This window comes from Thalassotalea sp. HSM 43 (assembly GCF_004752005.1).
Classification (GTDB): domain Bacteria; phylum Pseudomonadota; class Gammaproteobacteria; order Enterobacterales; family Alteromonadaceae; genus Thalassotalea_A.
Map to the genome: position 1 here is coordinate 3,342,545 of NZ_CP038493.1, position 26,870 is coordinate 3,369,414.

24 protein-coding genes are annotated in these 26,870 nt (G+C 43.6%); 23 read left to right on the forward strand and 1 reads right to left on the reverse strand.

Features of this window, described 5'->3' with window-relative positions; all coding sequences use genetic code 11:
* Window positions 1-42 precede the first annotated feature (42 nt).
* On the reverse strand, window positions 43-888 hold the full coding sequence (gene map / locus E2K93_RS14615; protein WP_135439806.1) for a type I methionyl aminopeptidase: 846 nt from the start codon (window positions 886-888) through the stop codon (window positions 43-45).
* A gap of 441 nt (window positions 889-1,329) precedes the next feature.
* On the opposite strand from map, the gene rpsB reads away from it, so the two are divergent.
* The 23 genes from rpsB to E2K93_RS14730 all read left to right on the forward strand — a co-directional run bounded on the left by rpsB (window position 1,330) and on the right by E2K93_RS14730 (window position 26,868).
* The gene (gene rpsB, locus E2K93_RS14620) at window positions 1,330-2,058 is read left to right on the forward strand and encodes a 30S ribosomal protein S2 (RefSeq protein ID WP_135439807.1); all 729 of its coding nucleotides are present in this window, start codon (window positions 1,330-1,332) and stop codon (window positions 2,056-2,058) included.
* A 112-nt stretch (window positions 2,059-2,170) separates the two neighbouring features.
* On the forward strand, window positions 2,171-3,022 hold the full coding sequence (tsf, locus tag E2K93_RS14625; RefSeq protein WP_135439808.1) for a translation elongation factor Ts: 852 nt from the start codon (window positions 2,171-2,173) through the stop codon (window positions 3,020-3,022).
* Window positions 3,023-3,094: 72 nt separating this feature from the next.
* The gene (locus E2K93_RS14630) at window positions 3,095-3,583 is read left to right on the forward strand and encodes a hypothetical protein (RefSeq protein WP_135439809.1); all 489 of its coding nucleotides are present in this window, start codon (window positions 3,095-3,097) and stop codon (window positions 3,581-3,583) included.
* A 148-nt stretch (window positions 3,584-3,731) separates the two neighbouring features.
* Window positions 3,732-4,475, forward strand: a complete 744-nt coding sequence (gene pyrH / locus E2K93_RS14635; RefSeq protein WP_135439810.1) for a UMP kinase — start codon at window positions 3,732-3,734, stop codon at window positions 4,473-4,475.
* 87 nt (window positions 4,476-4,562) lie between these two features.
* Window positions 4,563-5,084, forward strand: coding sequence for a ribosome recycling factor (gene frr, locus E2K93_RS14640; RefSeq protein ID WP_416316112.1), 522 nt, complete (start codon window positions 4,563-4,565; stop codon window positions 5,082-5,084).
* Between the two features lie 147 nt (window positions 5,085-5,231).
* Complete coding sequence (uppS, locus tag E2K93_RS14645; RefSeq protein ID WP_416316113.1) at window positions 5,232-5,936, forward strand: polyprenyl diphosphate synthase; 705 nt, start codon at window positions 5,232-5,234, stop codon at window positions 5,934-5,936.
* A 3-nt stretch (window positions 5,937-5,939) separates the two neighbouring features.
* Window positions 5,940-6,806 (forward strand): CDP-archaeol synthase, encoded by an 867-nt coding sequence (locus E2K93_RS14650; RefSeq protein WP_135439813.1) that lies wholly within the window; start codon window positions 5,940-5,942, stop codon window positions 6,804-6,806.
* A gap of 7 nt (window positions 6,807-6,813) precedes the next feature.
* Complete coding sequence (gene ispC / locus E2K93_RS14655; RefSeq protein WP_135439814.1) at window positions 6,814-8,019, forward strand: 1-deoxy-D-xylulose-5-phosphate reductoisomerase; 1,206 nt, start codon at window positions 6,814-6,816, stop codon at window positions 8,017-8,019.
* Complete coding sequence (gene rseP / locus E2K93_RS14660; protein ID WP_135439815.1) at window positions 8,019-9,377, forward strand: sigma E protease regulator RseP; 1,359 nt, start codon at window positions 8,019-8,021, stop codon at window positions 9,375-9,377. The genes ispC and rseP overlap by 1 nt, the downstream gene beginning before the upstream one ends.
* Before the next feature lie 44 nt (window positions 9,378-9,421).
* The gene (gene bamA, locus E2K93_RS14665) at window positions 9,422-11,887 is read left to right on the forward strand and encodes an outer membrane protein assembly factor BamA (protein ID WP_135439816.1); all 2,466 of its coding nucleotides are present in this window, start codon (window positions 9,422-9,424) and stop codon (window positions 11,885-11,887) included.
* Between the two features lie 75 nt (window positions 11,888-11,962).
* Entirely contained in the window at window positions 11,963-12,484 is a 522-nt protein-coding gene (locus E2K93_RS14670) for an OmpH family outer membrane protein (protein ID WP_228445333.1), read from the forward strand.
* Between the two features lie 8 nt (window positions 12,485-12,492).
* On the forward strand, window positions 12,493-13,524 hold the full coding sequence (gene lpxD, locus E2K93_RS14675; protein WP_135439817.1) for a UDP-3-O-(3-hydroxymyristoyl)glucosamine N-acyltransferase: 1,032 nt from the start codon (window positions 12,493-12,495) through the stop codon (window positions 13,522-13,524).
* A gap of 39 nt (window positions 13,525-13,563) precedes the next feature.
* Window positions 13,564-14,013 (forward strand): 3-hydroxyacyl-ACP dehydratase FabZ, encoded by a 450-nt coding sequence (gene fabZ / locus E2K93_RS14680; RefSeq protein WP_135439818.1) that lies wholly within the window; start codon window positions 13,564-13,566, stop codon window positions 14,011-14,013.
* A gap of 4 nt (window positions 14,014-14,017) precedes the next feature.
* On the forward strand, window positions 14,018-14,788 hold the full coding sequence (gene lpxA / locus E2K93_RS14685; protein ID WP_135439819.1) for an acyl-ACP--UDP-N-acetylglucosamine O-acyltransferase: 771 nt from the start codon (window positions 14,018-14,020) through the stop codon (window positions 14,786-14,788).
* A 23-nt stretch (window positions 14,789-14,811) separates the two neighbouring features.
* Window positions 14,812-15,957, forward strand: a complete 1,146-nt coding sequence (lpxB, locus tag E2K93_RS14690) for a lipid-A-disaccharide synthase (protein ID WP_135439820.1) — start codon at window positions 14,812-14,814, stop codon at window positions 15,955-15,957.
* A gap of 60 nt (window positions 15,958-16,017) precedes the next feature.
* Window positions 16,018-16,629 (forward strand): ribonuclease HII, encoded by a 612-nt coding sequence (gene rnhB, locus E2K93_RS14695; protein ID WP_135439821.1) that lies wholly within the window; start codon window positions 16,018-16,020, stop codon window positions 16,627-16,629.
* Window positions 16,629-20,108, forward strand: a complete 3,480-nt coding sequence (gene dnaE, locus E2K93_RS14700) for a DNA polymerase III subunit alpha (protein WP_135439822.1) — start codon at window positions 16,629-16,631, stop codon at window positions 20,106-20,108. The genes rnhB and dnaE overlap by 1 nt, the downstream gene beginning before the upstream one ends.
* Window positions 20,109-20,217: 109 nt before the next feature.
* Window positions 20,218-21,174 (forward strand): acetyl-CoA carboxylase carboxyl transferase subunit alpha, encoded by a 957-nt coding sequence (gene accA, locus E2K93_RS14705; RefSeq protein WP_135439823.1) that lies wholly within the window; start codon window positions 20,218-20,220, stop codon window positions 21,172-21,174.
* A gap of 89 nt (window positions 21,175-21,263) precedes the next feature.
* Window positions 21,264-22,658 carry a tRNA lysidine(34) synthetase TilS gene (tilS, locus tag E2K93_RS14710; protein WP_135439824.1) on the forward strand — a complete coding sequence of 465 codons (1,395 nt, stop codon included), beginning with the start codon at window positions 21,264-21,266 and terminating at the stop codon, window positions 22,656-22,658.
* Window positions 22,659-22,675: 17 nt separating this feature from the next.
* A complete protein-coding gene (sstT, locus tag E2K93_RS14715; protein ID WP_135439825.1) occupies window positions 22,676-23,887 on the forward strand; it encodes a serine/threonine transporter SstT in 1,212 nt (403 codons plus the stop codon).
* A 396-nt stretch (window positions 23,888-24,283) separates the two neighbouring features.
* Window positions 24,284-24,646 (forward strand): SirB2 family protein, encoded by a 363-nt coding sequence (locus tag E2K93_RS14720; protein ID WP_135439826.1) that lies wholly within the window; start codon window positions 24,284-24,286, stop codon window positions 24,644-24,646.
* A gap of 62 nt (window positions 24,647-24,708) precedes the next feature.
* On the forward strand, window positions 24,709-25,521 hold the full coding sequence (locus tag E2K93_RS14725) for a tetratricopeptide repeat protein (protein ID WP_135439827.1): 813 nt from the start codon (window positions 24,709-24,711) through the stop codon (window positions 25,519-25,521).
* A gap of 102 nt (window positions 25,522-25,623) precedes the next feature.
* Window positions 25,624-26,868 carry a DUF819 domain-containing protein gene (locus E2K93_RS14730; RefSeq protein ID WP_135439828.1) on the forward strand — a complete coding sequence of 415 codons (1,245 nt, stop codon included), beginning with the start codon at window positions 25,624-25,626 and terminating at the stop codon, window positions 26,866-26,868.
* The last annotated feature ends 2 nt before the right edge of the window (window positions 26,869-26,870 follow it).

Sequence of the window (26,870 nt, forward strand, 5' to 3'; positions counted from 1 at the left end):
AAAAGCCCTGACTCAATATCTAAGTCAAGGCTTTATTGTCTACTAGTTATGCATGATGCGTTGAATACCTTTTTCGTCATCACGTAAGGTCAGTATTTCACAACCTGTATTGGTCACTAATATCGTATGTTCCCATTGTGCTGAGTTTTTACCGTCCACTGTGTAGGCTGTCCAACCGTCGTCTTTGTCTAATACCGTGCCGCCTTTACCTAAGTTAATCATTGGTTCAATGGTAAAAATCATACCAGGCTGCATTTTACGGTTATCGGCATTTTTGTAGTGCAGTATTTGTGGTTCTTCATGGAACACACTGCCAATACCGTGACCGCAAAAGTCTTTTACAATGCCGTAACGGCCAGCTTTTTTAATGTATTTTTGAATGGTTGCACCGATATCGGCAAAAGTATTGCCTGGTTTTACCTTTTTAATGGCCGCATATAGGCTTTCTTGAGTAATACGACATAAACGTCGATTCTCTGGCGATACATCGCCAATCAGAAACATTTTCGAGGTGTCACCGTGAAAGTAAGTGCGATCTTGCTCGGCTGTCGTGTCATCATCTAGGCTAATTTTAACGGTAATATCGATGTTGACGATATCACCATCTTGCAGGGTATGCGCAGATGGAATGCCGTGACAAACTACATGATTGACTGATGTACAAATGGATTTTGGGAAACCACCTTCGCCATTTTGATCCGCACCATAATTTAATGGTGCAGATAAGGCATTGTTTTCGGCGGTGAAGTCGGCACAAATTTGGTCTAGCTTAGCGGTCGTTACACCGGCTTTTACATGAGGCTCAATCATTTGCAGAACCTGAGCAGCCAGTTTACCGGCTACACGCATTTTTTCGATTTCATCTTGCGTTTTAATAGCAATACTCATCAGTTTCCTCAGTGGTTAGCGACAGGCGTTTGGCTAGGATAATCGTCTAGGGGAATCAAAGCCTGCGAAATCAATATTTTAAAAGACTAAATAATAACCCAGCTTTATTGAAAAAGCACCTGCACGCCATGAAATTTAACGGTCTAGGCTGTGACCGTTAAAAAAAATGCCCTAAGACACCAGATTTAGGTCGTTTTATGTACTTTCTGCTTTTCTTTTACTGGCAATAATGGTATAAAGCACCGCTCCTGATAAACAGCATTTATCTGTGGTCAGGAAACCCTGTGGTTAATGTTTATGTTAATCACAGATAAATTAAATTTTTTATTAATCTCACATACATTCAGCGAACATATTCCGGGGTGCCTGTTACCTGCCTTAAGGTAACCATAGGTCGGAGATATGGAATGTATGAACGCATAACCCCAAGAGGATTTTAAAATGCCAAACGTATCTATGCGCGACATGCTTAAAGCAGGTGTTCACTTCGGTCACAAAACTCGTTACTGGAACCCTAAGATGAAGCCATTCATCTTCGGTGCTCGTGACAAAGTTCATATCATCAACCTTGAAACTACTGTTCCAATGTTCAACGAAGCTCTTCAATTCCTAGCTGACGTTTCAGCTAAGAAAGGTAAAGTTTTATTCGTTGGTACTAAACGTGCAGCAAGTGATTCAGTTCGTGAAGCAGCTAGCAAGTGTGACCAATTCTACGTTGATCACCGCTGGTTAGGTGGTATGTTGACTAACTGGAAAACAGTTCGTCAATCAATCCGTCGCCTAAAAGAACTTGAAACTCAAAGCCAAGACGGTACTTTCGATGCTCTTACTAAGAAAGAAGCATTGATGCGTACTCGTGAAATGGAAAAGCTTGAGAAAAGCCTTGGTGGTATCAAAAACATGGGTGGCCTACCTGACGCTATCTTCGTTATCGATGCTGACCACGAGCACATTGCTATTAAAGAAGCAAACAACTTAGGTATTCCTGTAGTTGCAGTTGTTGATACTAACTCAAACCCTGATGGCGTTGACTATATCGTTCCTGGTAACGATGATGCTATCCGTGCAGTTAGCCTATACCTTGAGTCTGCAGCTAACGCAGTAATCGAAGGTCGCGATACAAACATCGCCGTTGCAGCAGAAAAAGACGGTTTCGTAGAAGCTGAATAATTGCTGCATGTCACAGGTGTCATCTCTTTGACATCTGTGGCTGATACCCTTTAAGGAAAGGGAATTCTTTCCCTTTCGCATGAAAAAATACAGATATTTAGAGGAATAAGTCATGGCAATTACTGCTAAAGACGTTAAAGAATTACGTGACCGCACTGGCGCGGGCATGATGGATTGTAAAAAAGCTCTTCAAGAAGCTGACGGTGACATGGAACTTGCGATTGAAAACATGCGTAAGTCTGGTCAAGCTAAAGCGGCTAAAAAAGCGGGTAACATCGCAGCTGAAGGCGCAATCATCATCAAGCAAGCTGAAGGTGTTGCGGCACTAGTTGAAGTTAACTGTCAAACTGACTTCGTTGCTAAAGATTCTAACTTCCTTGGTTTTGCTAACGAAGTTGCTGATTACGCGATCGCTAACAAGCCATCAATCGATGCGCTTAAAGCACACTTTGAAGAAACTCGTGTTGCTCTAGTTGCTAAAATCGGTGAAAACATGAACGTTCGTCGTGTTGAGTACATCGAAGGTGCAGCTCTAGCGTCTTACATCCACGGTGGCACTATCGGTGTTGTTGTGTCTGGTGAAGGTGACGCAGAAAGCTTGAAGCACGTTGCAATGCACGTTGCTGCTTCAAAGCCTGAGTACGTTAACCCTGAAGACGTTCCAGCTGACGTAGTTGAAAAAGAGAAATCTATCCAAATCGACATCGCGATGAACGAAGGCAAGCCTGCTGAAATCGCTGAGAAGATGGTTACTGGCCGTATGAAGAAATTCACTGGCGAGATCTCTTTGACTGGTCAAGCATTCATCATGGAACCTAAGCGCACTGTTGGTGACGTTCTTAAAGAGAAAGGTGTTTCTGTTTCGAATTTCGTTCGCCTAGAAGTTGGTGAAGGTATTGAGAAGAAAGAAGAAGATTTCGCAGCTGAAGTAGAAGCGCAAATCGCTGCTGCTAAAGGTGAGTAATTTTATTGGTTGATTACAACCGATAACGTCATCTTCTGACTTTTTAAAACCCCGCTAAAGCGGGGTTTTTTATTGCCTGAAATTGTTGTCAGATTGCGCATTGATGATGCCTGTCAGCGCTGTTATGATGGCTTTATAAATGAATATAATAGCAATGCATATGGAACGAATGTGTTTACTGGCAAGTATTTACGAGAAATAATATCGCTTGGTTTTGGTGGCATCATCACCGGTTTTTTTTATTTTCTTGTCGAATATCAACCGTTTTTGTACGTCCCTGAGTACGTCGGTTTTGATCAGCCTTTGAGTTATGATGAATATTCCATTTCATTGATTGTCGCTATCAGTATTGCTGTTACCGTGTTTTTTCTTGGCCTTGCGCGTTATCTCTATGATGTTAAAGGGGTCAAGTACCTGTTGATAGTGATGGCACCAACCTTGATTCACGTCACCATCCGCATAGACCTTTATACCTTTCAAGTACCTCTTACCGCAGCGGTAGCCATCCCAGCGGTGTTGGTGGCCTGTATTATCATGCTCCCTAAGAGCCGCATGCCATAAAGCAGTGGATAATTGTGATAATAGGTATTAAAATAGCGCAGATTTAATTATGCAATTGAATTGCGTATAAATTTTATACTAATCATGCTGGTTTGGGGCATTTACCCATAGCAAACCGCCGGACACCATAGAAATAGGATTAGCAAGTATGAGCCTAACACCAAAACCAACGTATCGTCGTATTTTACTTAAACTTAGTGGTGAAGCCTTAATGGGTGATGAAGGCTTTGGAATTGATCCAAAGATCCTTGACCGCATGGCACAAGAAATCAAAGAATTAGTCGAAATGGGCGTGCAAGTTGGTCTTGTCATCGGTGGCGGTAATTTATTCCGCGGTGCTGGATTAGCGGCTGCAGGTATGAACCGAGTCGTTGGTGACCAAATGGGTATGCTCGCAACGGTAATGAATGGCTTAGCCATGCGCGATGCGCTACACCGTGCTTTTGTTAACGCACGTTTGATGTCAGCGATTGACTTAAAAGGTGTATGTGATGGATACAACTGGGCAGAAGCCATCAGTTTGTTAAAATCAGGCCGAGTGGTGATTTTCTCAGCCGGTACAGGTAACCCATTTTTTACTACGGACTCAGCAGCGTGTTTGCGCGGTATCGAAATCGAAGCCGATGCGGTATTTAAAGGTACCAAAGTAGATGGTATTTACTCTGCAGACCCTGTAACCAATCCAGACGCTGAACTATACTCTCAGCTAACCTATAACGAAGTTTTAGATCAAGAATTGAAAGTAATGGACTTAGCAGCCTTTACCTTGGCTCGCGACCACTCCATTCCAGTTCGTGTATTTAACATGAACAAGCAAGGTGCTTTAAAATCCATTATCTTGGGTAGCGAAGAAGGCACTCTAATCGATCACGCTGAAAATCTTAATAAATAATACTTTGTAAGTATTAGCAAAACCAAAGTTTAAAGAGAAAAGGAAACTGTTTTGATTAACGATATTAAACAAGATGCTCGTAGCCGTATGGGCAAAAGCATTGACGCGTTAAAAGTAAACCTTAACAAAATTCGTACTGGCCGTGCTCACGCATCTTTGCTAGATAACATCAGCCTTGAGTACTATGGTGTTGATACGCCATTGAATCAAGTTGGCTCTATTTCTACACCAGATGCCCGTACTATTGCAATTACGGTATTTGATAAGTCAATGATCAGTGCTGTTGAAAAAGCGATCATGTCGTCAGATTTGGGCTTAAACCCATCATCTCAAGGCACCTTGATTCGCATCCCATTACCACCGTTAACAGAAGAGCGTCGTCGTGATTTGGTTAAAGTTGTTGGTGGTGAAATCGAGAATGGTAAAATTGCCATCCGTAATATTCGCCGTGATGCTAACTCAGACATCAAGTCATTAAATAAAGATAAAGACATCAGTGATGATGAAGCGCGTCAAGCAGAAGACGAAATTCAAAAGATTACCGATGAATTCGTTAAGCAAGCAGACGAACTTGCAGCAGCAAAAGAAAAAGAACTGATGGAAATCTAATCCTTCATGTTCAAGTAAAAGCCGTAAACTTAGCATCTGCATGACAGATAATGAGTTTGCGGCATTTTGTTAAATGGATGAGATGTGACAATAAGTAACAATAACAACATTGAGCATGCGTCACTGCCACAACATGTGGCTATTATCATGGATGGTAATGGTCGTTGGGCACAGCAGCAGGGTAAGGTTCGTGTCGCAGGCCATAAGGCTGGCGTTGAATCGGTACGTGCCTGTGTAACAACGGCAAGAAAAATGGGAGTTAAAGCACTTACCTTGTTCGCTTTCAGTTCTGAAAACTGGATGCGACCAAAAGATGAAGTAAGTGTATTAATGGATTTGTTTATGTTTGTATTGACCAGAGAAGTCAAACGATTACATAAGAACAATATTCGTTTCCAATTGATAGGCGATAAACGTCGTTTCTCAGAAAAATTACAAAAAAAGATCGTTGATGCTGAGCAGCTAACGAAAAATAATGATGCTATGGTGTTGTCCATCGCGGCCAATTATGGCGGGCGTTGGGACATAGCCAAGGCAACGCAAAAAATTGCTCAACATGCTCTGGCGGGAGACATCGACGTAAACGACATTGATGAGCATTTGCTTAATCAGTACATTAATTTAGCGGATTTACCTGAACTCGATATGTTGATCAGGACTGGGGGAGACTATCGCATAAGCAACTTCTTGCTTTGGCAAGCGGCCTATGCGGAGTTTTATTTTACCGAAACATTATGGCCCGACTTTAAGGAACAAGCGTTTGAAACAGCGCTGCTATCATATTCCGATCGGGAGCGACGCTTTGGTAAAACCGGTGATCAGGTAAAGGCCGAGAAAACTGAAAAGGATTAACGTTTGTTAAAGCAACGTATTATTACAGCTGCAGTATTAGCGCCTCTGGCGATCGCGGCTATTTTCTTCTTATCTTTGCAAAACCTTGCCGCCATTCTAATGGCCGTCTTGGCAATTGGTGCATGGGAGTGGGGGCCTTTAATGGGCTTCGATACCAAGCCACGTCGCATTGGTTTTGTCAGTGCTTTGATTATCAGTATCCTAGCGATATGGTACGTTATACCACCGCAAGACGTGTGGAGCTTGGTTGGCAACATTAACCCTTGGGTTGTGTTTGTGTTATCAATCTCTTGTTGTTGGTGGGCGATTAGCGCCATCATGATTTTTAAATACCCAAGACATTCTGATTTTTGGAGCAGCCATCGCAGTGTGCGTGGTTTGTTTGGTTTGCTCACCCTAGCGCCAACCTGGTTAGCGTTTTTAACTTTGCGCGCCAACAACTACACATTGGATGAATATCACGGTACCTATTTGATACTGTTATTGTTTGCCATGGTGTGGAGTGCGGACATCGGTGCTTATTTTGCCGGCAAGCGCTTTGGTAAAAATAAACTTATGCCAAATGTTAGCCCAGGAAAAACCATTGAAGGCTTTATCGGTGGTGTGTTAAGTGCAGCACTGGTCGCGGTTATTGCTGGTCTAGTGTTTGGTTGGAGCGGTATACAAATCGCTAAAGTCGTGGCGCTGGCCTTACTTATTAGTACGGTGTCAGTGGTTGGCGATCTTACCGAAAGCATGCTTAAGCGCCAAGCTGGTGTGAAAGACAGTGGCAGCATATTACCTGGTCATGGTGGTGTGCTCGACCGTATCGATAGTCTAACGGCAACAGCGCCTGTATTTGCACTTTGCTTGATTTTATTTGGTTGGTAGTCAGTTAATGCAAGGCTTATCCGTCCTTGGAGCTACCGGCTCCATTGGTCTAAATACTCTTGATATTGTGCGTCGTCACCCTGACAAGTTCCGTGTGATCAGTTTGAGTGCTAATCAGCGCGTCGCACAGATGCATCAATTGTGTCTTGAGTTTAAGCCACAAACCGTGGTCATGGTCGATCCACAAGCGGCTGAGCAATTAAAGCTTAAGCTAATGGAAAGCGGTGACCATCAAATCCACGTACTGCAAGGTCAACAGGCACTGATTGCCTTGGTTCAAGAACCACAGGTAGATATTGTGATGGCCGCCATTGTCGGTGCGAGCGGTTTATTGCCGACTCTTGAGGCGGTTAAAGCCGATAAAAAAGTATTACTTGCTAACAAAGAAGCCTTGGTCACATCTGGGCAAATTTTTATCGATGCTCTGCATGCATCTAATGCCACGTTATTACCGATTGATAGCGAGCATAACGCCATATTTCAGTGCCTACCAAAGCCAATGCAACAAGGCATAGGCAGTGCACATATCAATGATAACGGCATCAGTAAGGTCTTATTGACCGGCTCTGGTGGTCCATTTAGAACATTACCGTTAGACCAGTTTGAAGCCATTACCCCTGATCAGGCGTGTGCTCACCCTAATTGGGATATGGGCCGTAAAATATCTGTCGATTCTGCGACCATGATGAACAAAGGCTTAGAGTTTATTGAAGCAAAATGGCTATTTAATCTGAGCCCCGATGATATTCAAGTTGTATTGCACCCGCAATCGACAATTCATTCGATGGTGCAATACAAAGATGGCTCGGTAATCGCGCAAATGGGTAACCCTGATATGCGCACACCAATTGCTCATGCCATGGCTTATCCACAACGTATTGACTCTGGCGTCGAACCTTTTGACTTTTTCCGTTGTCAAAACTTTGAGTTCGGTGAAGCCGATTTTGAGCGCTACCCTAATTTGAAACTGGCCATAGACGCTTGTCGAGCCGGTCAGGGCGCTTGTACGGCCTTGAATGCTGCGAATGAAGTAGCGGTTGAGGCTTTTTTACAAAAACAAATAAAATTTACTGATATCGCTCGTATTAACGCTGACGTAACGCAGCAATTTATAGATACCGATATCGATTGTATTGATGGTGTGCTGCAATTGGACAGTCAGGCAAGACATGCGGCAGTGGTATTGGTTGAGACCATAAAGGAACGTATTTGATGTTTGAATTTCTCTGGAACCTCGGTTCATTTGTTGTTGCGTTAGGTCTATTAGTGACCGTGCATGAATATGGCCATTTTTGGGTTGCACGAAAATGTGGTGTTCGAGTAGAGAGATTTTCCGTTGGTTTTGGTAAAACCTTGTGGCGTCGTTTCGACAAGCAAGGGACCGAATATGTTGTCGCCTTAATTCCCCTAGGTGGCTATGTCAAAATGCTTGACGGTCGTGTTGATGATGTTAGCGAGGCAGATAAGCCTTACGCATTTGATGGTAAATCAGTCTATCAACGTATTGCTATTGTCGCCGCCGGACCCATTGCAAACTTCTTATTTGCCATCGTGGCGTTCTATATAATGTTTTTGATTGGCATGACCAATCTTAAACCTATCGTTGGTGAGGTTGAAGCGAATTCAATCGCAGCCCAAGCTGGCATTACCTCAGAAAGTGAAATCATCAGCATAGCCGATAAACGCACATTAGATTGGCAAGCGGTGAATATGGGCTTAGTTGGTCATATCGGCGATCCTAAGATAGAAATAGAGACCCGTGCCAGCGATACAACTTACGTGCAAAAACATACGCTTGACACCCGAGATTGGCAGTTTGAACCGAGCGAAACCACCGCTATGCAGAGCCTTGGTTTTAGCCCATTTATGCCAGAAATAATACCGATTGTTGCGCGTATTGTTGAAAATCAAGCCGCCGCAAATGCTGGAATTTTGCTCGAAGATGAAATAATCGCAGTCAATGGTCAGAAAATAGATGGTAATTGGCAGCGATTTGTGGATACTATTGTGCAAAATCCAAATCGTTCAGTGGCAATTACTGTGGTTCGCGCAGGACAAGAGCAAACAATTAATGTTCTTGTGGGAACTCAGACCGATAACGAGGGTCGTAGTCTAGGTTATGTTGGATTATCACCAACATTATCGCCTTGGCCAGAGAGCCACAAAGTTGAGATTGCCTACGGGCCAATCGAAGCCGCAGGGAAGGCTGTTGATAGTACTTGGAATCTAATCGTTCTCAGTTTTGATATGATTGGTAAATTATTTACCGGTCAGGTCAGTGTCAATAACTTAAGTGGTCCAATAGCCATAGCCCAGGGGGCGGGTAGCAGCGCCGGGGTAGGTTTAGTATACTTTCTTAGCTTTCTCGCTCTGATAAGTGTCAATCTAGGGATTATTAACCTGTTGCCGTTACCTATATTGGATGGCGGACATTTGCTTTACTATTCCATTGAACTGGTAACCGGCAAGCCGGTTTCCGAAAAAGTGCAGGAAATAGGATTTAAAATTGGAGCGCTGGTATTGTTGACCTTGATGAGCATCGCTATCGTCAATGACGTATCCAGACTCTGACAAGACGGCTTTAGCCGCATAACATGAAAAGTTGATTAAAACCCATGATAATAAAAAAACTCGCCTTAGCAGTATTATTGGGCAGCGTTGGTAGCCAAGCATTTGGTGCCAATGAGTTTGTCGTAGAAGATATCGAAGTAAAGGGGCTACAGAGAGTTGCCTTAGGGGCTGCTTTGACTCATATTCCGCTCAGTGTCGGTGACGAACTGAACGAATTTCGTATCGCCCAGTCGATCAAGTCTCTGTATGCATCTGGTCACTTTCATGACATTAAAGTCTTGCGTGACGGTAAAAAACTGATCTTTAGAGTGAAAGAGCGTGAAACCATCTCGGAAATTATTTTCGATGGTAATGACGACATCAAAGACGAGCAATTGCAAGAAAGTCTAGATGGTTCGGATATTCGCGTTGGTGAAACTCTTGACCGTTCAGTTTTAACTGGCATTGAAACCGGACTTGAAGACTTCTATCACAGTGTTGGTAAATACAACGCTAAAGTAACGACGAAAATTGCCCACTTACCGCGCAACCGTATTAACCTGACTTTCGAGTTTGATGAAGGTGATGCGGCAGAAATTGAACAAATCAATATCGTTGGTAACGAATTATTCTCAGACGCCGAATTGTTAGACAAGGTTGAGTTAACTTATGACTCGCCTTGGTGGAACTTTATGGCGCAAGATCGCTACCAGAAGCAAACGCTGCAAGGCGATATGGAGACCATCGAAAGTCATTACCTTGACCGTGGTTACCTGCGCTTCAATATCGATTCCACACAAGTATCAATGACCCCAGATAAAGAAGGTGTTTATATCACCATGAATATATCTGAGGGTGAAAAGTACATGGTCAGCGAAATCGAGTTTATCGGTGATATGGCGGGTTATGAAAAAACCATTAAAGCCATTTCTCCGTTACGTGCTGATGAGCTGTATAATGGCGCTGAAGTTACCTATACCGAAGAATTGATTTCAAAATTCCTAGGTCGTTTCGGTTATGCTTATCCGAAAGTGCAAACAGGTACTGAAATTAATGACGAAGATAAGACAGTAAAACTTATCGTCTCCGTTGACCCAGGTAAGCGTATTTACGTTAATCGACTTAACTTCACTGGTAACGATGTTACCGCTGAACAAGTCTTACGCCGTGAAATGCGTCAAATGGAAGGCTCATGGTTGTCAAACAACTGGTTAGAAGCCTCTAAGATGCGTGTCCAGCGTCTACCTTATTTTGAATCGGTTGAGTTTGAATCAACACCAGTTCCTGGTGAAGAAGATTTAGTCGATGTTGACTTTACCGTTAAAGAGCAACCGTCAGGATCATTTACCGCAGGTATTGGTTATGGCTCATACTCAGGTTTGAGTTTGAATGCCGGTATTCAACAGAATAACTTTTTAGGTACTGGTAATCGTTTAGGCTTCCAGGTTAATACCATGCGTTATTCTCAAAGCGCGACGATTTCATATACCGATCCATATTTCACCATTGATGGTATTTCTCTTGGTGGTAATATCTTCTACAGTGAATTCGATGCCGGTGAAGCAAACCTTGTAGCCTACAACAATACCTCATATGGTGTTGGTGCCAATATTGGTTACCCGGTAAATGAATATGTTCGTTTGAATTTTGGTATTGGTTATAAAAACTCAGACATCTCTAACTTGCAGACTTACGAGCAAATTAAAGAGTTTTATGACATTTTCAAGGATCCAAATGATCCGGATGCCAAGCTAAACTTCGAAACTTACGATTTTAATGCGTCTATTTCACGTATTACCCTTAACCGTGGTACATTCCCTACAGCGGGTTCATCGCAAATACTATCTGGTAAGATTACTATTCCGGATGTGTCTGATGTGGAATACTTTAAACTTAAGTACGATGCCAAGTATTACTTCCCGCTTAGCCGCGATCACAGCTGGACTGTGTTAGCACGCTTTGAAGCAGGTTACGGTAACGGTTATGGTTCAATCAATGGCAACGATCAATTACTGCCATTCTGGGAGAACTTCCGTGCTGGTGGTGCAACCACGTTACGTGGTTTTGAAAACAACACCGTAGGTCCTCGAGCGATTTATCGTTATCCAAGCCAATCACCAGGTTTACCAGGTGAAGGTGGTGAGGTAAGCCCTCCAGATCAAGATGCTATTGTTATCTCTGATCGAAGTGTGGGTGGTAACGCTATGGCCATTGCCGGTGTCGAGCTAATTGTGCCAACGCCGTTCCTTGATGAAAGTTATTCAAATTCAGTACGAACCAGTGTGTTTGTCGATGCGGGTAACGTATGGGATACTGAGTTCAGTTTATCTGATTACAGTGCGCTTAATCCGATAGAGTTTCAGAAAATTGCAGATTTCTCAGATCCAGGTCGTATTCGTACGTCAGCGGGTTTGTCAATTCAGTGGTTATCACCAATGGGTCCAATGATCTTTAACTTTGCAAAACGCTTGCGTAGTGAAGATGGTGATGATACCGAATTCTTCAGTTTCAACATTGGTAAAACATTTTAATTTACCAGGTAAACAAATTGCTTTAAGGCGGCCGAGATCGCCAGTAAACAAGATTAAATTTAATAGGAGATATGTGTGAAAAATTTACTTAAATCTGCGGCGCTTACGGCCGTTGCCTCAACCATGATGATGGCGTCTTCTGTTGCAATGGCAGCAGATCAGAAAATCGGTACCGTAAACGTGCAACAAGTGATTTCACAATTGCCACAAATGGCAGATATTCAGCAAACAATTACCGCTGAATTCAAGGATCAAGTAGACGCATTGAAGAAGCTTGAAGGTGACATCAAATACAAGATGGAAAAACGTCAACGTGACGAAGCCATCATGAGCAAAAAAGAAATCGAAGCATTAGAAGGTGAAATCATTGAATTACGCCAAAACTATGCTGCTCAAGCGCAACCATTACAGCAGAACTTGAAGCGTCGTGAGCAAGAAGAACAACAAAAAATTCTTCAGCTAGTGAAAAAAGCCGTTGACGCGGTTGCTTCAAAAGAAGGTTATGACCTAGTCATTCAACAATCAGCTGTTGCATTTTCTAAGCCAGATTTGGATATCTCAGCTAAAGTTGTAGAACAAGCCTCTAAAACCCAATAAGGTCTTATATGGTAACTTTAGGTGAACTAGCCAGACAGCTTGGTGGTTCAGTACAAGGGGATGAATCTACCCAGATTCATTCCCTTGGCACATTAACAGATGCCAAATCTGGGCAAATAGCCTTTTTAGCTAATGCCAAATACCGTCAGTATCTAGAAGATACCCAAGCCAGTGCGGTTATTGTTTCAAAAGCACACGCGAAATATTGCAGCACCAATGCCTTGGTTCTCGATAATCCGTATCTTGGCTTTGCCAAAGTCGCGCAATTACTCGATACCACACCAAAAGCGGCAAGCGATATCGCGCCGACAGCGGTTATCTCTGACGATGTTCGCCTTGGTGAAGGTGTCTGTATCGGCGCAAATTCCGTTATCGAAAGTGGTGTTATCCTTGGTGATAATGTCATCATCGGTGCCAATTGTTTTATCGGTAAAGACGCTAAAATTGGCCGTAATAGTCAACTTTGGTCGAACGTCAGTATTTATCATCGAGTCGAGCTTGGCAGTGACTGTTTGGTTCAAGCCAATACGGCCATAGGTAGCGATGGTTTTGGCTACGCTAACGATAAAGGCATCTGGGAAAAAATTCCGCAATTGGGTACCGTACTGATCGGCAACAGTGTTGAAATCGGCGCATGTACTACAATTGATAGGGGCGCGCTGGAAAACACTGAAATTGATGATAATTGTATTATCGATAATCAGGTGCAGATAGCCCATAACGTGAAAATAGGTTATGGCACCGCTATCGCTGGTTGTACCGTTGTTGCCGGCAGCACCAAAGTAGGCAAACATTGTATTATTGCCGGCATGGTGGCGATTACAGGGCACGTTGAAATTGCCGACGGCACCTCATTTACCGGTATGAGTATGGTAACCAAAGGCATTAAAGAGCCTGGTTTGTATTCCTCAGGTATACCGGCTTTGACCAATAAAGAATGGCGTCGTAACGCCAGTCGTTATAAGCATCTCAATGAAATGTATAAACGTTTGCAAGAGTTGGAAAAACAGGTCGAAGAACTGAACAATAAAGAATCTTAACATCAGCCTAGTGCTGATGCTTATTACAAGGAATTGGTTTTGGAAAATACTAACAACGTCATTGACATAGAAGAAATTCAGACCCTGATACCACATCGTTTTCCGTTTTTATTGGTCGATAAAGTACTGGATTACGTACCGGGTCAATCGATCCACGCCATCAAAAACGTTTCCGTTAATGAACCTGTATTTCAGGGCCATTTCCCGGAATATAAAATTTTTCCTGGGGTTATGATCCTTGAAGCTATGGCACAGGCCAGTGGTATTCTAGGCTTTAAATCCGTTGAAGGCGAAGAAGGCGAAATGTTCCTGTTTGCGTCGATTGATAACGCCCGTTTTAAAAGTCCGGTAACACCGGGTGATACCATGCACTTGCATGTCGAATTTGTTAAAGAACGACGTGGTATGTGGAAGTTTGCTGGTACAGCAAAAGTTGATGGCAAAGTGGTTTGTTCTGCCGACCTTATGTGTGCAAGAAAAGGTGTTTAATTAAGTGATTCATCCGCAAGCGATTATAGAGCCTGGTGCGAAACTAGGTAACAACGTCAGTGTTGGACCATTCAGCTACATCGGTAACGACGTCACCATTGGTGATAACTGCGTTATCCATTCCCATGTGGTGATTAAAGGCGAAAGCCATATTGGCGAAGGCAATGTGTTTTTCCAGTTTGCCTCTATTGGTGAAGATTGCCAGGATAAAAAATACGCTGGCGAACCTACTCGTTTGCAAATTGGCGATCGCAATGTGTTTCGTGAAGGTTGTACCGTACACCGTGGTACAGTGCAGGATAATGCCATTACCATCATTGGTGATGACAACTTGTTTATGGCCGGTGCACACGTCGCTCATGACGTTATCATTGGCAATAACGGTATTTTTGCTAATCATTGTAACTTAGCCGGACACTGTAAAATTGGCGATTGGGTCATTTTTGGCGGCATGTCCGGTGCGCATCAATTTACCCAAGTCGGATCCCATTCATTCGTTGGTGGTGGCGGTATTGTACTGCGAGATATTCCTCCTTATGTCATGGTTTCTGGTCATCCAGCCAAACCGTTTGGTTTAAACTCTGAAGGTTTAAAGCGTCGTGGTTTTGATAAGGACGTGATCCTTAAAGTCAAACGAGCTTATAAAGAAGTGTACCGCAAAGGGCAAACCATCGCCGAAGCAAGTGCTGCGTTAGCTGAGGTTGCCAGCGAAACCCCTGAAGTGAAGACCTTTGTCGATTTCATTGAAAACTCACAACGCGGTATCGTTCGCTAACGATTGTTCGGAGTAGTCTGTCCATGTCGAATAAACCGGCGCCAGTTTTTGCCATTATCGTAGGCGAGCATTCAGGTGATACCTTGGGTGCTGGTTTAATGCAATCCTTACTTAACCGTTTTCCTGACGCCAAGTTTGTTGGTATTGGTGGTCCTAAAATGGAAAAATTGGGCTTTGAAAGCCTGTTTGCCATGGAAGAGCTCGCGGTTATGGGTATCGTTGAAGTATTAGGCCGTTTGCGCCGTTTATTGCAGGTTCGCAAAGAGCTGGTGCAATATTTTGTCAATAATCGTCCCGATGTTTTTATTGGTATTGATGCCCCAGACTTTAACCTTGGCCTCGAGCTTAGGCTAAAACAACAGGGTATCAAAACCGTTCATTATGTCAGCCCCAGTGTCTGGGCTTGGCGCGAAAAACGTATTTTTAAAATCGATAAAGCCACCGATATGGTTTTGTCGTTATTGCCGTTTGAAAAAGAGTTCTACGATAAGCATCAGGTGGCATGTACCTTTGTTGGCCATCCTTTAGCAGACCAAATCCCAATGCACAGCTCACGCAGTGACGCCAGAGCAGAACTTGGTCTTGATCAACAAGCGACCTATTTAGCCATCATGCCCGGCTCTCGTGGCAGTGAGCTGAATATGTTGCTCGCAGACTTTCTTGATACCGCACGTATATTAAAAGCTAAGTACCCTGAGTTAAAGTTTGTTGCACCCGTTATCAACGATATTCGTGAACAACAATTTAACGAAATTTGGCAACAGCATGCGCCGGAATTAGATATTTCCGTGGTGGTTAATCAAACCGACACCGTAATGGCCAGCGCCAATTGTTTATTGACCGCGTCTGGCACCGTCACCTTAGAAGGTGCGTTAATTAAAAGGCCAATGGTCGTTGCCTATAAGTTTAATTGGCTAACCGCTATTATTGGTCGAATTATGGTCAAATTAGAGTGGTTTTCGTTACCAAATCTATTGGCGAAGAAATCATTATTGCCAGAACTCTTGCAAGAGCAAGTGACCCCTGATAATTTGGCTAAAGAAGTTGAACCCTTGCTGTTTGAAGAACAGCAAACGCTGATTGATGAATTTACTCATATTCATCAAACACTGAAGCAAAATGCCAGTGAAAAAGCCGCCGATGCGGTGGTTGCGTTAATGGGCGCTTAATAGCCAGTTCTGCTGGCAAACGATTACCATAAATTCCCCTGTTTCTGGAGTAGGCTGTAAATGAGCGAAGAGTTTATTCGCCCCGATGTTGCTGTAATTGCTGGCGTCGATGAAGTGGGCCGTGGCCCGTTAGTAGGTGCTGTGGTTACCGCCGCGGTCATTCTTGATCCCAATAACCCTATCGAAGGCTTAACCGACTCGAAAAAATTGTCGGAAAAAAAGCGTAATGCCCTAGCCATAGAGATTCGCGAAAAGGCACTGGCTTACTGCATTGGCCGCGCGGAACCCGACGAAATAGATCAAATTAATATATTGCAAGCGACCATGGTTGCCATGCAACGTGCCGTTGCTGGTTTACCGATAACGCCACAGCATGTGTTGGTTGATGGTAATCGCTGTCCTGACTTTGGTGTACCGGCGACATCGGTAATTAAAGGCGATTTGAAGGTTGCGGAAATATCTGCAGCGTCAATTTTAGCGAAAGTGACGCGCGATCAGGAAATGTTAGACTTACACCAGCAGTATCCGGAGTATGGTTTTGCCAGTCACAAAGGCTATCCAACCAAAGCCCACTTTGAGAAGTTGGCAGAATTAGGCGTGCTTGATTGTTATCGCAAGAGTTTTAAACCTGTCGCCAATATACTGGCTAACAGTTCGGTCGTGGGGCGCTAATGCAAGACCCTAAATTTGTGCACCTACGCGTGCACAGCGATTACTCCATGAGTGATGGCCTAAATAAGGTCAAACCGATCATCGCCAAGGCAAATGATTTGCAGATGCCTGCCATTGCCTTGACCGATCAAATGAACCTGTGTGGTTTAGTTAAATACTACGGAGCGGCGCAAGGGGCGGGTATAAAGCCATTAATTGGTTGTGATTTCTGGTTAAATGCCCCTGAATTTGCAAACGATATTTGCCGTATCACCATCTTAGCCAGCAATAACACTGGCTATAAAAACCTTACTGAGTTGATTTCAAAATCCTATCTACGCGGTGAATTACACGGTAAAACCGTGCTCGATCGCGACTGGTTGGTCGAGTATAAAGAAGGGTTAATATTATTATCTGGCGCGAAAGACGGCGATGTCGGTAAAGCCTTACTCAAAGGTAACGACGAAACCGTTCGACAGTGTCTTAGCTTTTATCAACAACACTTCGCAGATAATTATTTCTTAGAATTGATTCGTACCGCTCGTCCACAAGAAGAAGAATACTTGCACATGGCTGTGGCATTGGCTGCAGAAACCGGTGTGCCCGTTGTCGCTACCAATGAAGTGGTATTTTTGGAACCGGAGAATTTTGATGCTCATGAAATTCGAGTATCAATCCATGATGGCTTCACACTTGATGATAAGCGCCGCCCACGCAATTATTCCAATCAGCAATATTTGCGCAGCGAAGACGAGATGTGCGAGTTATTCAGTGATATCCCGGAAGCGTTACAAAACTCAGTAGAAATAGCCAAACGTTGTAATGTCACAGTGCGTCTTGGCGAGTACTTCTTGCCAGATTTCCCAACCGGTGATCTGGATATCAAAGACTTTTTAGTCAAAGTGTCTGAAGACGGTTTACAAGAGCGTTTAGAGTTTCTAGTTGATAAAGACGCTGACGACTTTGCAGAGAAGCGTAAAGAGTATGACGAGCGCTTAAAAATCGAGTTGGAAGTTATCAATAACATGGGTTTCCCAGGTTACTTCCTAATCGTAATGGAATTTATTCAATGGTCGAAAGATAACAATATTCCAGTAGGACCCGGACGTGGTTCAGGTGCTGGTTCATTGGTCGCATACGCACTGAAAATCACCGACCTAGATCCGCTCGAATTCGATCTACTATTTGAGCGTTTTCTTAACCCTGAACGTATTTCAATGCCGGATTTCGACGTCGACTTTTGTATGGATCGTCGTGATGAAGTTATTGATCACGTTGCTGACTTGTACGGCCGTGATGCGGTATCGCAAATTATTACCTTTGGTACCATGGCCGCAAAAGCGGTCATACGAGATGTTGGTCGCGTATTGGGCCATCCTTATGGTTTTGTCGACCGCATATCAAAATTAATACCTGGCGACCCGGGTATGACGTTGGCGAAAGCCTTTGAAATTGAACCTCGCTTGCCTGAGGTATACAGCCAAGACAATGAGGTTAAAGACCTTATTGATATGTGTCGTATTTTGGAAGGTACCACACGTAATGCCGGTAAACATGCTGGTGGTGTTGTTATTTCACCGACCACGATTACCGATTTCGCACCGTTGTATTGCGATAGCGAAGGGCTTAACCCGGTTACTCAATTCGATAAGAATGACGTCGAAGAAGCGGGTCTGGTTAAGTTTGACTTTTTGGGTCTTAGAACCTTAACCATTTTGCAGTGGGCCATTGAAATGGCCGATGAAAAGCAGCTTAAGCAAGGCAAAGAGCCAATCGATATTGCTGCCATTCCGCTTGAAGATAAGAAAAGCTATGAACTCTTATTGAGAGCTGAAACAACCGCCGTATTCCAGTTGGAATCACGGGGTATGAAAGATCTGATCAAACGTCTAAAACCTGACTGTTTTGAAGATATGATCGCTTTGGTAGCGTTATTCCGTCCGGGTCCATTGCAATCCGGCATGGTAGATAACTTTATCGACCGTAAGCTCGGTCGAGAAGAAATCAGTTACCCTGATGAAACCTGGCAACATGAATCGTTACAACCAATCCTAGAGCCAACCTACGGTATCATTCTATATCAAGAGCAGGTTATGCAAATCGCTCAGGTTTTGGCAGGTTATACCCTAGGTGGCGCGGATATGTTACGTCGTGCAATGGGTAAAAAGAAACCGGAAGAAATGGCCAAGCAGCGTTCTGGTTTCGAACAGGGTGCGATTGACTTGGGCATTGACGGTCAGTTGGCGATGAAAATCTTTGACTTGGTTGAGAAATTCGCCGGTTATGGTTTTAACAAATCGCACTCCGCAGCTTACGCTTTGGTTTCCTATCAAACCTTATGGATGAAAGCTCACTTTCCTGCGCCATTTATGGCCGCGGTTATGTCTGCGGATATGGACAACACCGACAAAATCGTCACTTTAGTCGATGAATGTGAAAACATGGGCATAGATTTATTACCGCCTGATGTGAACAGTGGCTTATATAAATTTACCGTCAACGATGACGATCAAATTGTTTACGGCATCGGCGCAATTAAAGGCGTTGGTGAAGGTCCAATTGAAGCGATAATTGAAGCTCGTGAAAGTGGTGGGCCGTTTAGGGACTTATTTGATTTTTGTGCTCGTATTGATCTGAAGAAAATTAATAAGCGCGTGTTAGAGCGTTTGATTAGATCAGGCGCCATGGATAACCTTGGTCCACATCGTGCTGCTATGGCAGCAACCTTGACCGAAGCCATTAAGGCGGCTGATCAACACGCCAAAGCACAAGCTATCGGTCAGGATGACTTATTTGGTCTGATCAACGAAGAAGTCGATGATAATATTCAGTCATTCCAGGAAGTTCCACATTGGGAAGAAGCGGTTTGGCTAGACGGTGAACGGGAAACATTAGGTCTATACTTGACCGGTCACCCAATAAATCGTTATTTGGATGAAATTAAAAAATACGGTTCGCCTCGATTGGTAAATCTGCAACCTGGCGGCAAAGATAAAATATCTACTGCCTCAGGCCTAGTCATTGGTGTAAGGGTGTTAATCAATAAAAAAGGCCGACGTTGGGCTTTGGTTACCCTTGACGATAAAAGTGCCCGTATAGATTTACGACTGTTTCCAGATGATTTTGAGCGCTTTGAAGAAATCATAAAAAATGACTCAATTTTGGTCTGTAAGGGACAGGTCAGCTTTGATGATTTCTCCGGAGGCCTTACAATGACCGCCCGAGAAGTAATGACAATTGCTCAGGCACGTGAAAATTTCATTAAGTCAATTGACTTAAACGTTGTAAAACAAACACTTGAACCAGATTTCGCAGAGAAATTGGTCACCACACTGTCACCATACAAAGAGGGGACATGTCCACTAAGAGTGTTTTATCAACGACCTGAAGCATCGGCAGTACTTGAATTAGGTACACAATGGCGAGTAACGCCTAGTGATACCTTAATACATGAGTTAAAACTGTTATTAGGCGAGAATAATATCGCTTTACAGTTTTAAAAGTTAAAGAATTTTAGTAAAATCGCCCACTTGAGCGGTTCGAATGACCTCCTTTGTCATGCAAATAAATGCGACAAAGGCAATAGACAACATATTAGGTAACGAATTTATGTCACTCAATTTTTTGGATTTTGAGCAACCAATTGCAGAATTAGAAGCAAAAATAGAAGAGCTGCAATTAGTAAACCAGGGGCAAGAACTTGACCTGGATCTTGAAGCTGAGATTGCGCAATTGCGTAAGAAAAGCGAAGAGCTGACCAAGAAAGTCTTTGCTGACCTTGACCCTTGGCAGGTATCTCGCATTGCCCGTCACCCAGGACGTCCTTATACTCAGGATTACATCGATCGTATTTTTACTGATTTTGATGAATTGGCTGGTGATCGTGCTTATGCAAATGATGCTGCGATTATTTCTGGTACAGCACGATTAGATGGCCGTCCAGTTGTGGTTATTGGTCATCAGAAAGGCCGTGCAACAGCTGAGAAGGTGCGTCGTAACTTTGCCATGCCTCGACCTGAAGGTTATCGTAAAGCATTGCGCATCATGGAAATGGCTGAGCGTTTTAACATGCCAATCATTACCTTTATTGACACCCCAGGTGCATACCCAGGTATCGGTGCAGAAGAGCGCGGACAGTCAGAAGCGATTGCCCGTAACTTAAAAGTAATGTCGCGTTTGAACGTACCTATCATTTGTAGCGTTATCGGTGAAGGTGGTTCAGGTGGTGCATTAGCGATTGGTGTCGGTGACCGTGTCAATATGTTGCAGTATTCAACTTACTCGGTTATTTCACCAGAAGGTTGTGCTTCTATTTTGTGGAAAACCGCAGAAAAAGCCCCGTTAGCTGCTGAAGCCATGGGTGTTACTGCCGATCGTATTAAAAGCTTAGGCTTGATTGATAACATTATTGCCGAGCCGTTAGGTGGCGCGCACCGTGATTACGACTTAATGGCCAATCAATTAAAACAAGCGCTTAAGAAAGACTTAAGTGATATTGATGATCAAGACGCAGATAAGTTGATTGAGAACCGTTATCAACGTTTGATGAATTACGGTTACTGCTAAACACAGCATATTGAAAGGGAAGCATCAGCTTCCCTTTTTTAGCTAAAGACTTTCCTTATAAGTCATGCATGTGCTAATTTAAACTCCTAATGAACACCTCAAATTCCCTTTGCCAACAGTTACTTGAATTTTTAAACCAGCATCAGTTACTGGGCAGACCTTTGACGCTTGCCTATAGCGGAGGTTGTGACTCACAAGTGTTGTTGCACCTGCTTGCCAGCTTAAAAAATCAAAGTCAGTTAACGACCCAGTTACAAGCGATACATGTGCATCATGGTTTAAGCGAGAATGCCGATGATTGGCTTCGTTTTACCAAACAACAAGCGCAGCAGTTAGGCATCCCATATCAAGCGATTAAGGTTGATTTAACAGCGCAAAAACGTCAGAGCTTGGAAGCCCTTGCCAGAGACGCACGCTATCAAGCACTAAGCGAGCACAGCGCAGATGACGCTGTGATCCTTACCGCACATCATCAAGATGATCAATTAGAGACCATGTTATTGGCGCTTAAGCGCGGTTCAGGCGTGTCGGGCTTAGCGGCGATGTCTGATATTCGGGCACATAACAAGCAGCAGTTATTGGCTAGACCTTTATTGAGTTCATCGAGAATGGATATCGAGCACTATGCAGAGCAGCATAATCTTGATTGGGTAGAGGATGAGTCCAATGTAGATGAACGTTTTGATCGCAATTTTCTACGCCGACGAATTATCCCCAGCTTGCTGGAGCGATGGCCACATATGCTTAGCAGCAGCAGTCGCAGCGCCAAACATTTTTCCGAAGCGCAGCAATTATTAGAGCACTATGCAAAAGATGATATAGACACCATCAGCAATGCCGATAAGCAACTGTTAATTGAGCCGTTAAAAGCCTTATCCGCTGCCAGACAGCGCAACGTTATTCGTTTTTACTGCAAACAGCATGGCGTATTGATGCCAAGTGAAGCGCAGCTCGAGCAAATCATGCACACTTGTGTATATGCCAAAGTCGACGCCAACCCTCAGGTAAAGTTGGCAAACGCAATGGTCCGCCGTTATAAACAACAACTGTTGATAACGCCTATATATCAAGATCTCAGTAATTGGGCACAAACCATAGATATCAATGACTTGCCACAGCAAGTATCATTGCCTGATGATCTGGGGGTATTGCAGCTTGATATGGTTGATCATCAACACGCCTTTGAGCTGAAAGGGTCACCGCAGTTGTTGCCAATCAGCAATGACTGCCAGCAACTAATACTCGATTTTAATTATCAGAATGTTAAGGTATGGCCTGATTTTCGCGACAAACGCCGAGAATTGAAAAAAGTGTATCAAGAGCTCGCCTTACCAAATTGGCAACGAGGTCGACAAATCAACGTGCGTATTGAGCAAACCCTTGCCGCCGTTGTTGATCGTTTTATCAATAAAGATTATTTACAGTCGCTTGCAACGACAAGTGACAAACACCAAAAACTCCTGCGAATTCGCAGATGTGATTAACAAGAGATGTAACTTCTATGTCAGAACTATTAAAAAAACTCACTTCAGGAAGTCTGGTTGTTCAGATCATCATTGCCATTATTATTGGTTGTGTTGTCGCAGCAGTGGCACCAGAAACGGCTAAAAACTTCGCGATTTTAGGTGGTCTATTTGTCAATGGTCTTAAAGCCGTTGCCCCGGTATTGGTTTTTGTCTTGGTCATCGCCTCGATAGCGAACCAAAAACTCGATAGTGACGCGGAGTTGCGACCAATCATCATACTGTACTTTATTGGTACTCTTTGTGCGGCATTTACCGCGGTGATGATGAGTTTTATGTTTCCGACCACCTTATCGCTTGATTTAGCCGGTGCGACGGCTAATCCACCACAAGGCTTGAATGAAGTATTGACCACCTTAGTGTATAAATTGGTTGATAATCCGTTCAATGCCATTGTCACCGGTAACTTTATCGGTATTTTGGCTTGGGGCTTAGGCTTAGGTTTTGCATTCAAAGGTGCCAGTGATAACACCAAAAGTATGATTCAAGATGTTGCCGATGCCATTACTATGGTGGTGCGTGTGGTGATTCGTTTAGCGCCTATCGGTATCTTTGGTCTGGTGGCCAATACCATAGCCACGACCGGATTTTCTGCGTTATTAGAATACGCTGAGTTATTGATGGTGTTAGTCGGTTCTATGTTGTTTATCGCTTTGGTTGTTAACCCAATTATTGTCTATGTGATCACCCGTCAAAACCCATACCCATTGGTGTTCACTTGCCTCGTTAAATCAGGTATAACCGCGTTCTTCACCCGCAGTTCAGCCGCTAACATTCCAGTCAATATGCGCCTTTGTAAGCAACTTGACTTACATGAAGATACCTATTCGGTGTCCATTCCACTTGGCGCGACCATTAATATGGCCGGTGCAGCGATCACCATTACCGTGTTATCGCTTGCTGCGGCGCACACTCTAGGTATTAACATCGATCTCGGTACCGCATTGCTACTGAGCGTTGTCGCATCGATATCGGCTTGTGGTGCATCTGGTGTTGCCGGCGGCTCATTGTTATTGATTCCACTGGCGTGCGGTTTGTTTGGCATTAGTAACGATATCGCCATGCAGGTCGTCGCGATTGGCTTTATCATTGGCGTCATTCAAGACTCAGCCGAAACCGCACTCAACAGCTCGACTGACGTGGTATTTACCGCTGCGGCATCGCACCATATCACCAACAAGTTAGACTAATAAATAGCGTGTTTGAGAAAAGGCGGCGTTAGCCGCCTTTTTTATCGGCAAAATTCGAGTAAACTTTCGCAGTTTATACTGCACAAATAATGCACCATTAAGTTTTCCACATAAGCTGTGGATAACGTTGTGCATTAACCTTTTACAACAGATCTAAGCCCTAATGAATCCTAGCCTCAGCGGTTGTGTTCGTTATTTAGACACTCCGTTTGATTGCTCACTTTTAATATCAACAGTGCGGTAATTCTGTGCGCTTTACATTATGTTAACGGTTATTTTTCGATTCATTATTGTTTGAAAGCCAAGCATTAACCTGTTAGAGCGCAAAACATTACAAAAACCTTTAATTATGCTATTCTAGCCGCCAATTTTTGCAAAATATCTTGGATGTTTTAGATGTTGCATTTGCATATGACACTCGCGGCGTTGAGTATCGCTTTGTTTACTTTTCGCTTTGCGCTGAAAATGACCAACCCAGAGAAGTTACAAGCGCGTTGGTTAAAGATAACCCCGCATGTCATCGACACGTTATTATTTGTGGTGGGCATTATCATGATGGTGCAATACGCCTTATACCCAGGCCAAGTGCCGTGGATGACGGAAAAGTTACTGGCCGTAGTCGCTTATATCTTTACCGGTTATTACACCTTAAAGCTTGCGCGTAACAATACCATGCGAATTATTGGTTACCTTGGCGCGATGGGCTGGGTGATTTTAGTGGCCAGAGTGGCCATGACCAAACAAAATTTTCTACTTTAAAACGAACAAAGTAGCGACAACTTATTGTGGTACCCCTGAGTGGGTAATGAGTATTCAAATTAATGAAAGATTTATTATTGGCAGAACTTAAAGCCAAACAAGTCGACTTAGCTCAAGCTCTGTGTTTGATTGAGCAGCATGTCCTTTTGAATGATCATGCGGACTCACAGATGAACATGGAAGACATCAATGGTTTTATTGATTACTTTGCTGACAAGCTAACCGATATAGATGATCCATTAGATAGAGCAGAGCGCCTATTGCGTCTGATTTTTGTTGAACAATTATTTGTCAGCGAACACAAAGAAAACTGGACCATCGCCGAACATCAATTAAATCATGGTATGGCGTATCGTTCATTGGCTCCAGCGGCAAAAAACTTGATGATTTTGCATATCCTGCGTGCCTGTGGTTTTCATGCTGAAGCCGTTTATGTGCCTGACCAGGTGATGTTACGCATCATTTGTGACGATGAATACGCGATAATTTTTCACAGCATTGATGGCAAACCGATCAGCTGGATGGAATTAGATCAGCGTTTAAACGATGATGACAACGAAGACGAACATGCGTCGTTAGAACCAATCAGCGATAACAAGTTATTGGTGCAATACTTACTCAGTGTTAAGAATGCCTTAATACGTGAAAATCGTTATTTTGATGCACTGACTCTGGTTGAGTTGGTTTTAGCATTAGAGCCTCACGACCCGTATCATCATCGTGATCGCGGTTTCTTATTGCAGCAACTCGATTGCTACAAAGTGGCATTTGATGATTATAAGTACTATCTGGACAAATGTCCGGATGAGCCGGAAGCTCAATTATTGAAAATGCAGTTGGAAAATATCCACCTTGCCGATAGCAAGGTTCACTAGCACACTAGATAAATTAAAGCGGCATAAAATAAAGCGGCAGCTGCGCTGCCGCAACAATAATAATAAAAAAGTAGCCTGCGTCGTGGCTAAATAGGGAGATTTATGGAAACAACCACAATGTTCACCAACGATGCGTCAGTATTGGGTTTACTGGCCATTATGCTTGGTTTGGTATTTTATACCGCGAATTCCACCAACCGACATTGGCAGCGTTTTTACTCTATCGTGCCAGCAGTGTTACTGTGTTATTTCTTACCATCATTATTAAACACCTTTGGTATCATCAGTGGTAAAGAATCGAATCTTTATTACGTTGCGTCCCGATTCTTATTGCCGACTTGCTTGGTGTTGCTCACCCTGAGTGTTGATTTAAAAGCCATCGCCGGACTTGGCAAAAAAGCCATTATTCTATTTTTTACCGGCATGGTGGGCATCATTATTGGTGGTCCAATCGCTTTGCTTATTGTCTCCTCGTTTTCACCAGACTTATTGGGTGTCGATGGGCCTGAGGCCGTATGGAGAGGCTTAACCACTGTTGCTGGCTCATGGATAGGCGGTGGTGCAAACCAAGCAGCAATGAAAGAGATATATGGCGTTGGTGATCAAATATTTTCGGCTATGATCACTGTTGATGTGATTGTTGCCAATTTATGGATGGCCGTGGTGCTTATTTTGGCGGCAAATGCCAAACAAATAGACGCAAAATCTGGTGCGGATACCAGCGCAATTAGCCGTTTACAAGAAAAGGTCGAAAACTTCCAACAACAACACGCCCGTATGCCAACCTTAAATGATCTGATGATTATTCTGGCGATTGGTTTTGGTGTGACAGGTTTCGCCCATATCTTTGCCGACCTGATCACGCCGTTCATGGTCGATAATTACCCGACTCTTGACCGTTTATCTTTCCATAGCAAGTTTTTCTGGATGATCGTGTTTGCCACGGTTGTCGGAATTGGCCTATCATTTACTCGTTTTCGCAAGCTCGAAGGGGTCGGTGCCTCACGAGTCGGTTCGGCAATGTTGTATATATTGATTGCTTCTATCGGCATGAAGATGGACGTAACCATGATCGCCGACGCACCAATTTATTTTGTTATTGGTATCATTTGGATGGCGATTCACGCCTCATTGATGCTGTTCGTTGCTAAAATGATTAAGGCACCGTTGTTTTATATGGCGGTCGGCAGTCAGGCAAATGTTGGCGGCGCAGCGTCAGCACCTGTGGTCGCGTCAGCATTCCATCCATCACTCGCTCCAGTGGGCGTGTTATTGGCGGTACTGGGTTATACTTTGGGTACGTTTGCCGCCTGGTTTTGTGGTCAAATTTTACAAACTATCTCGTAATT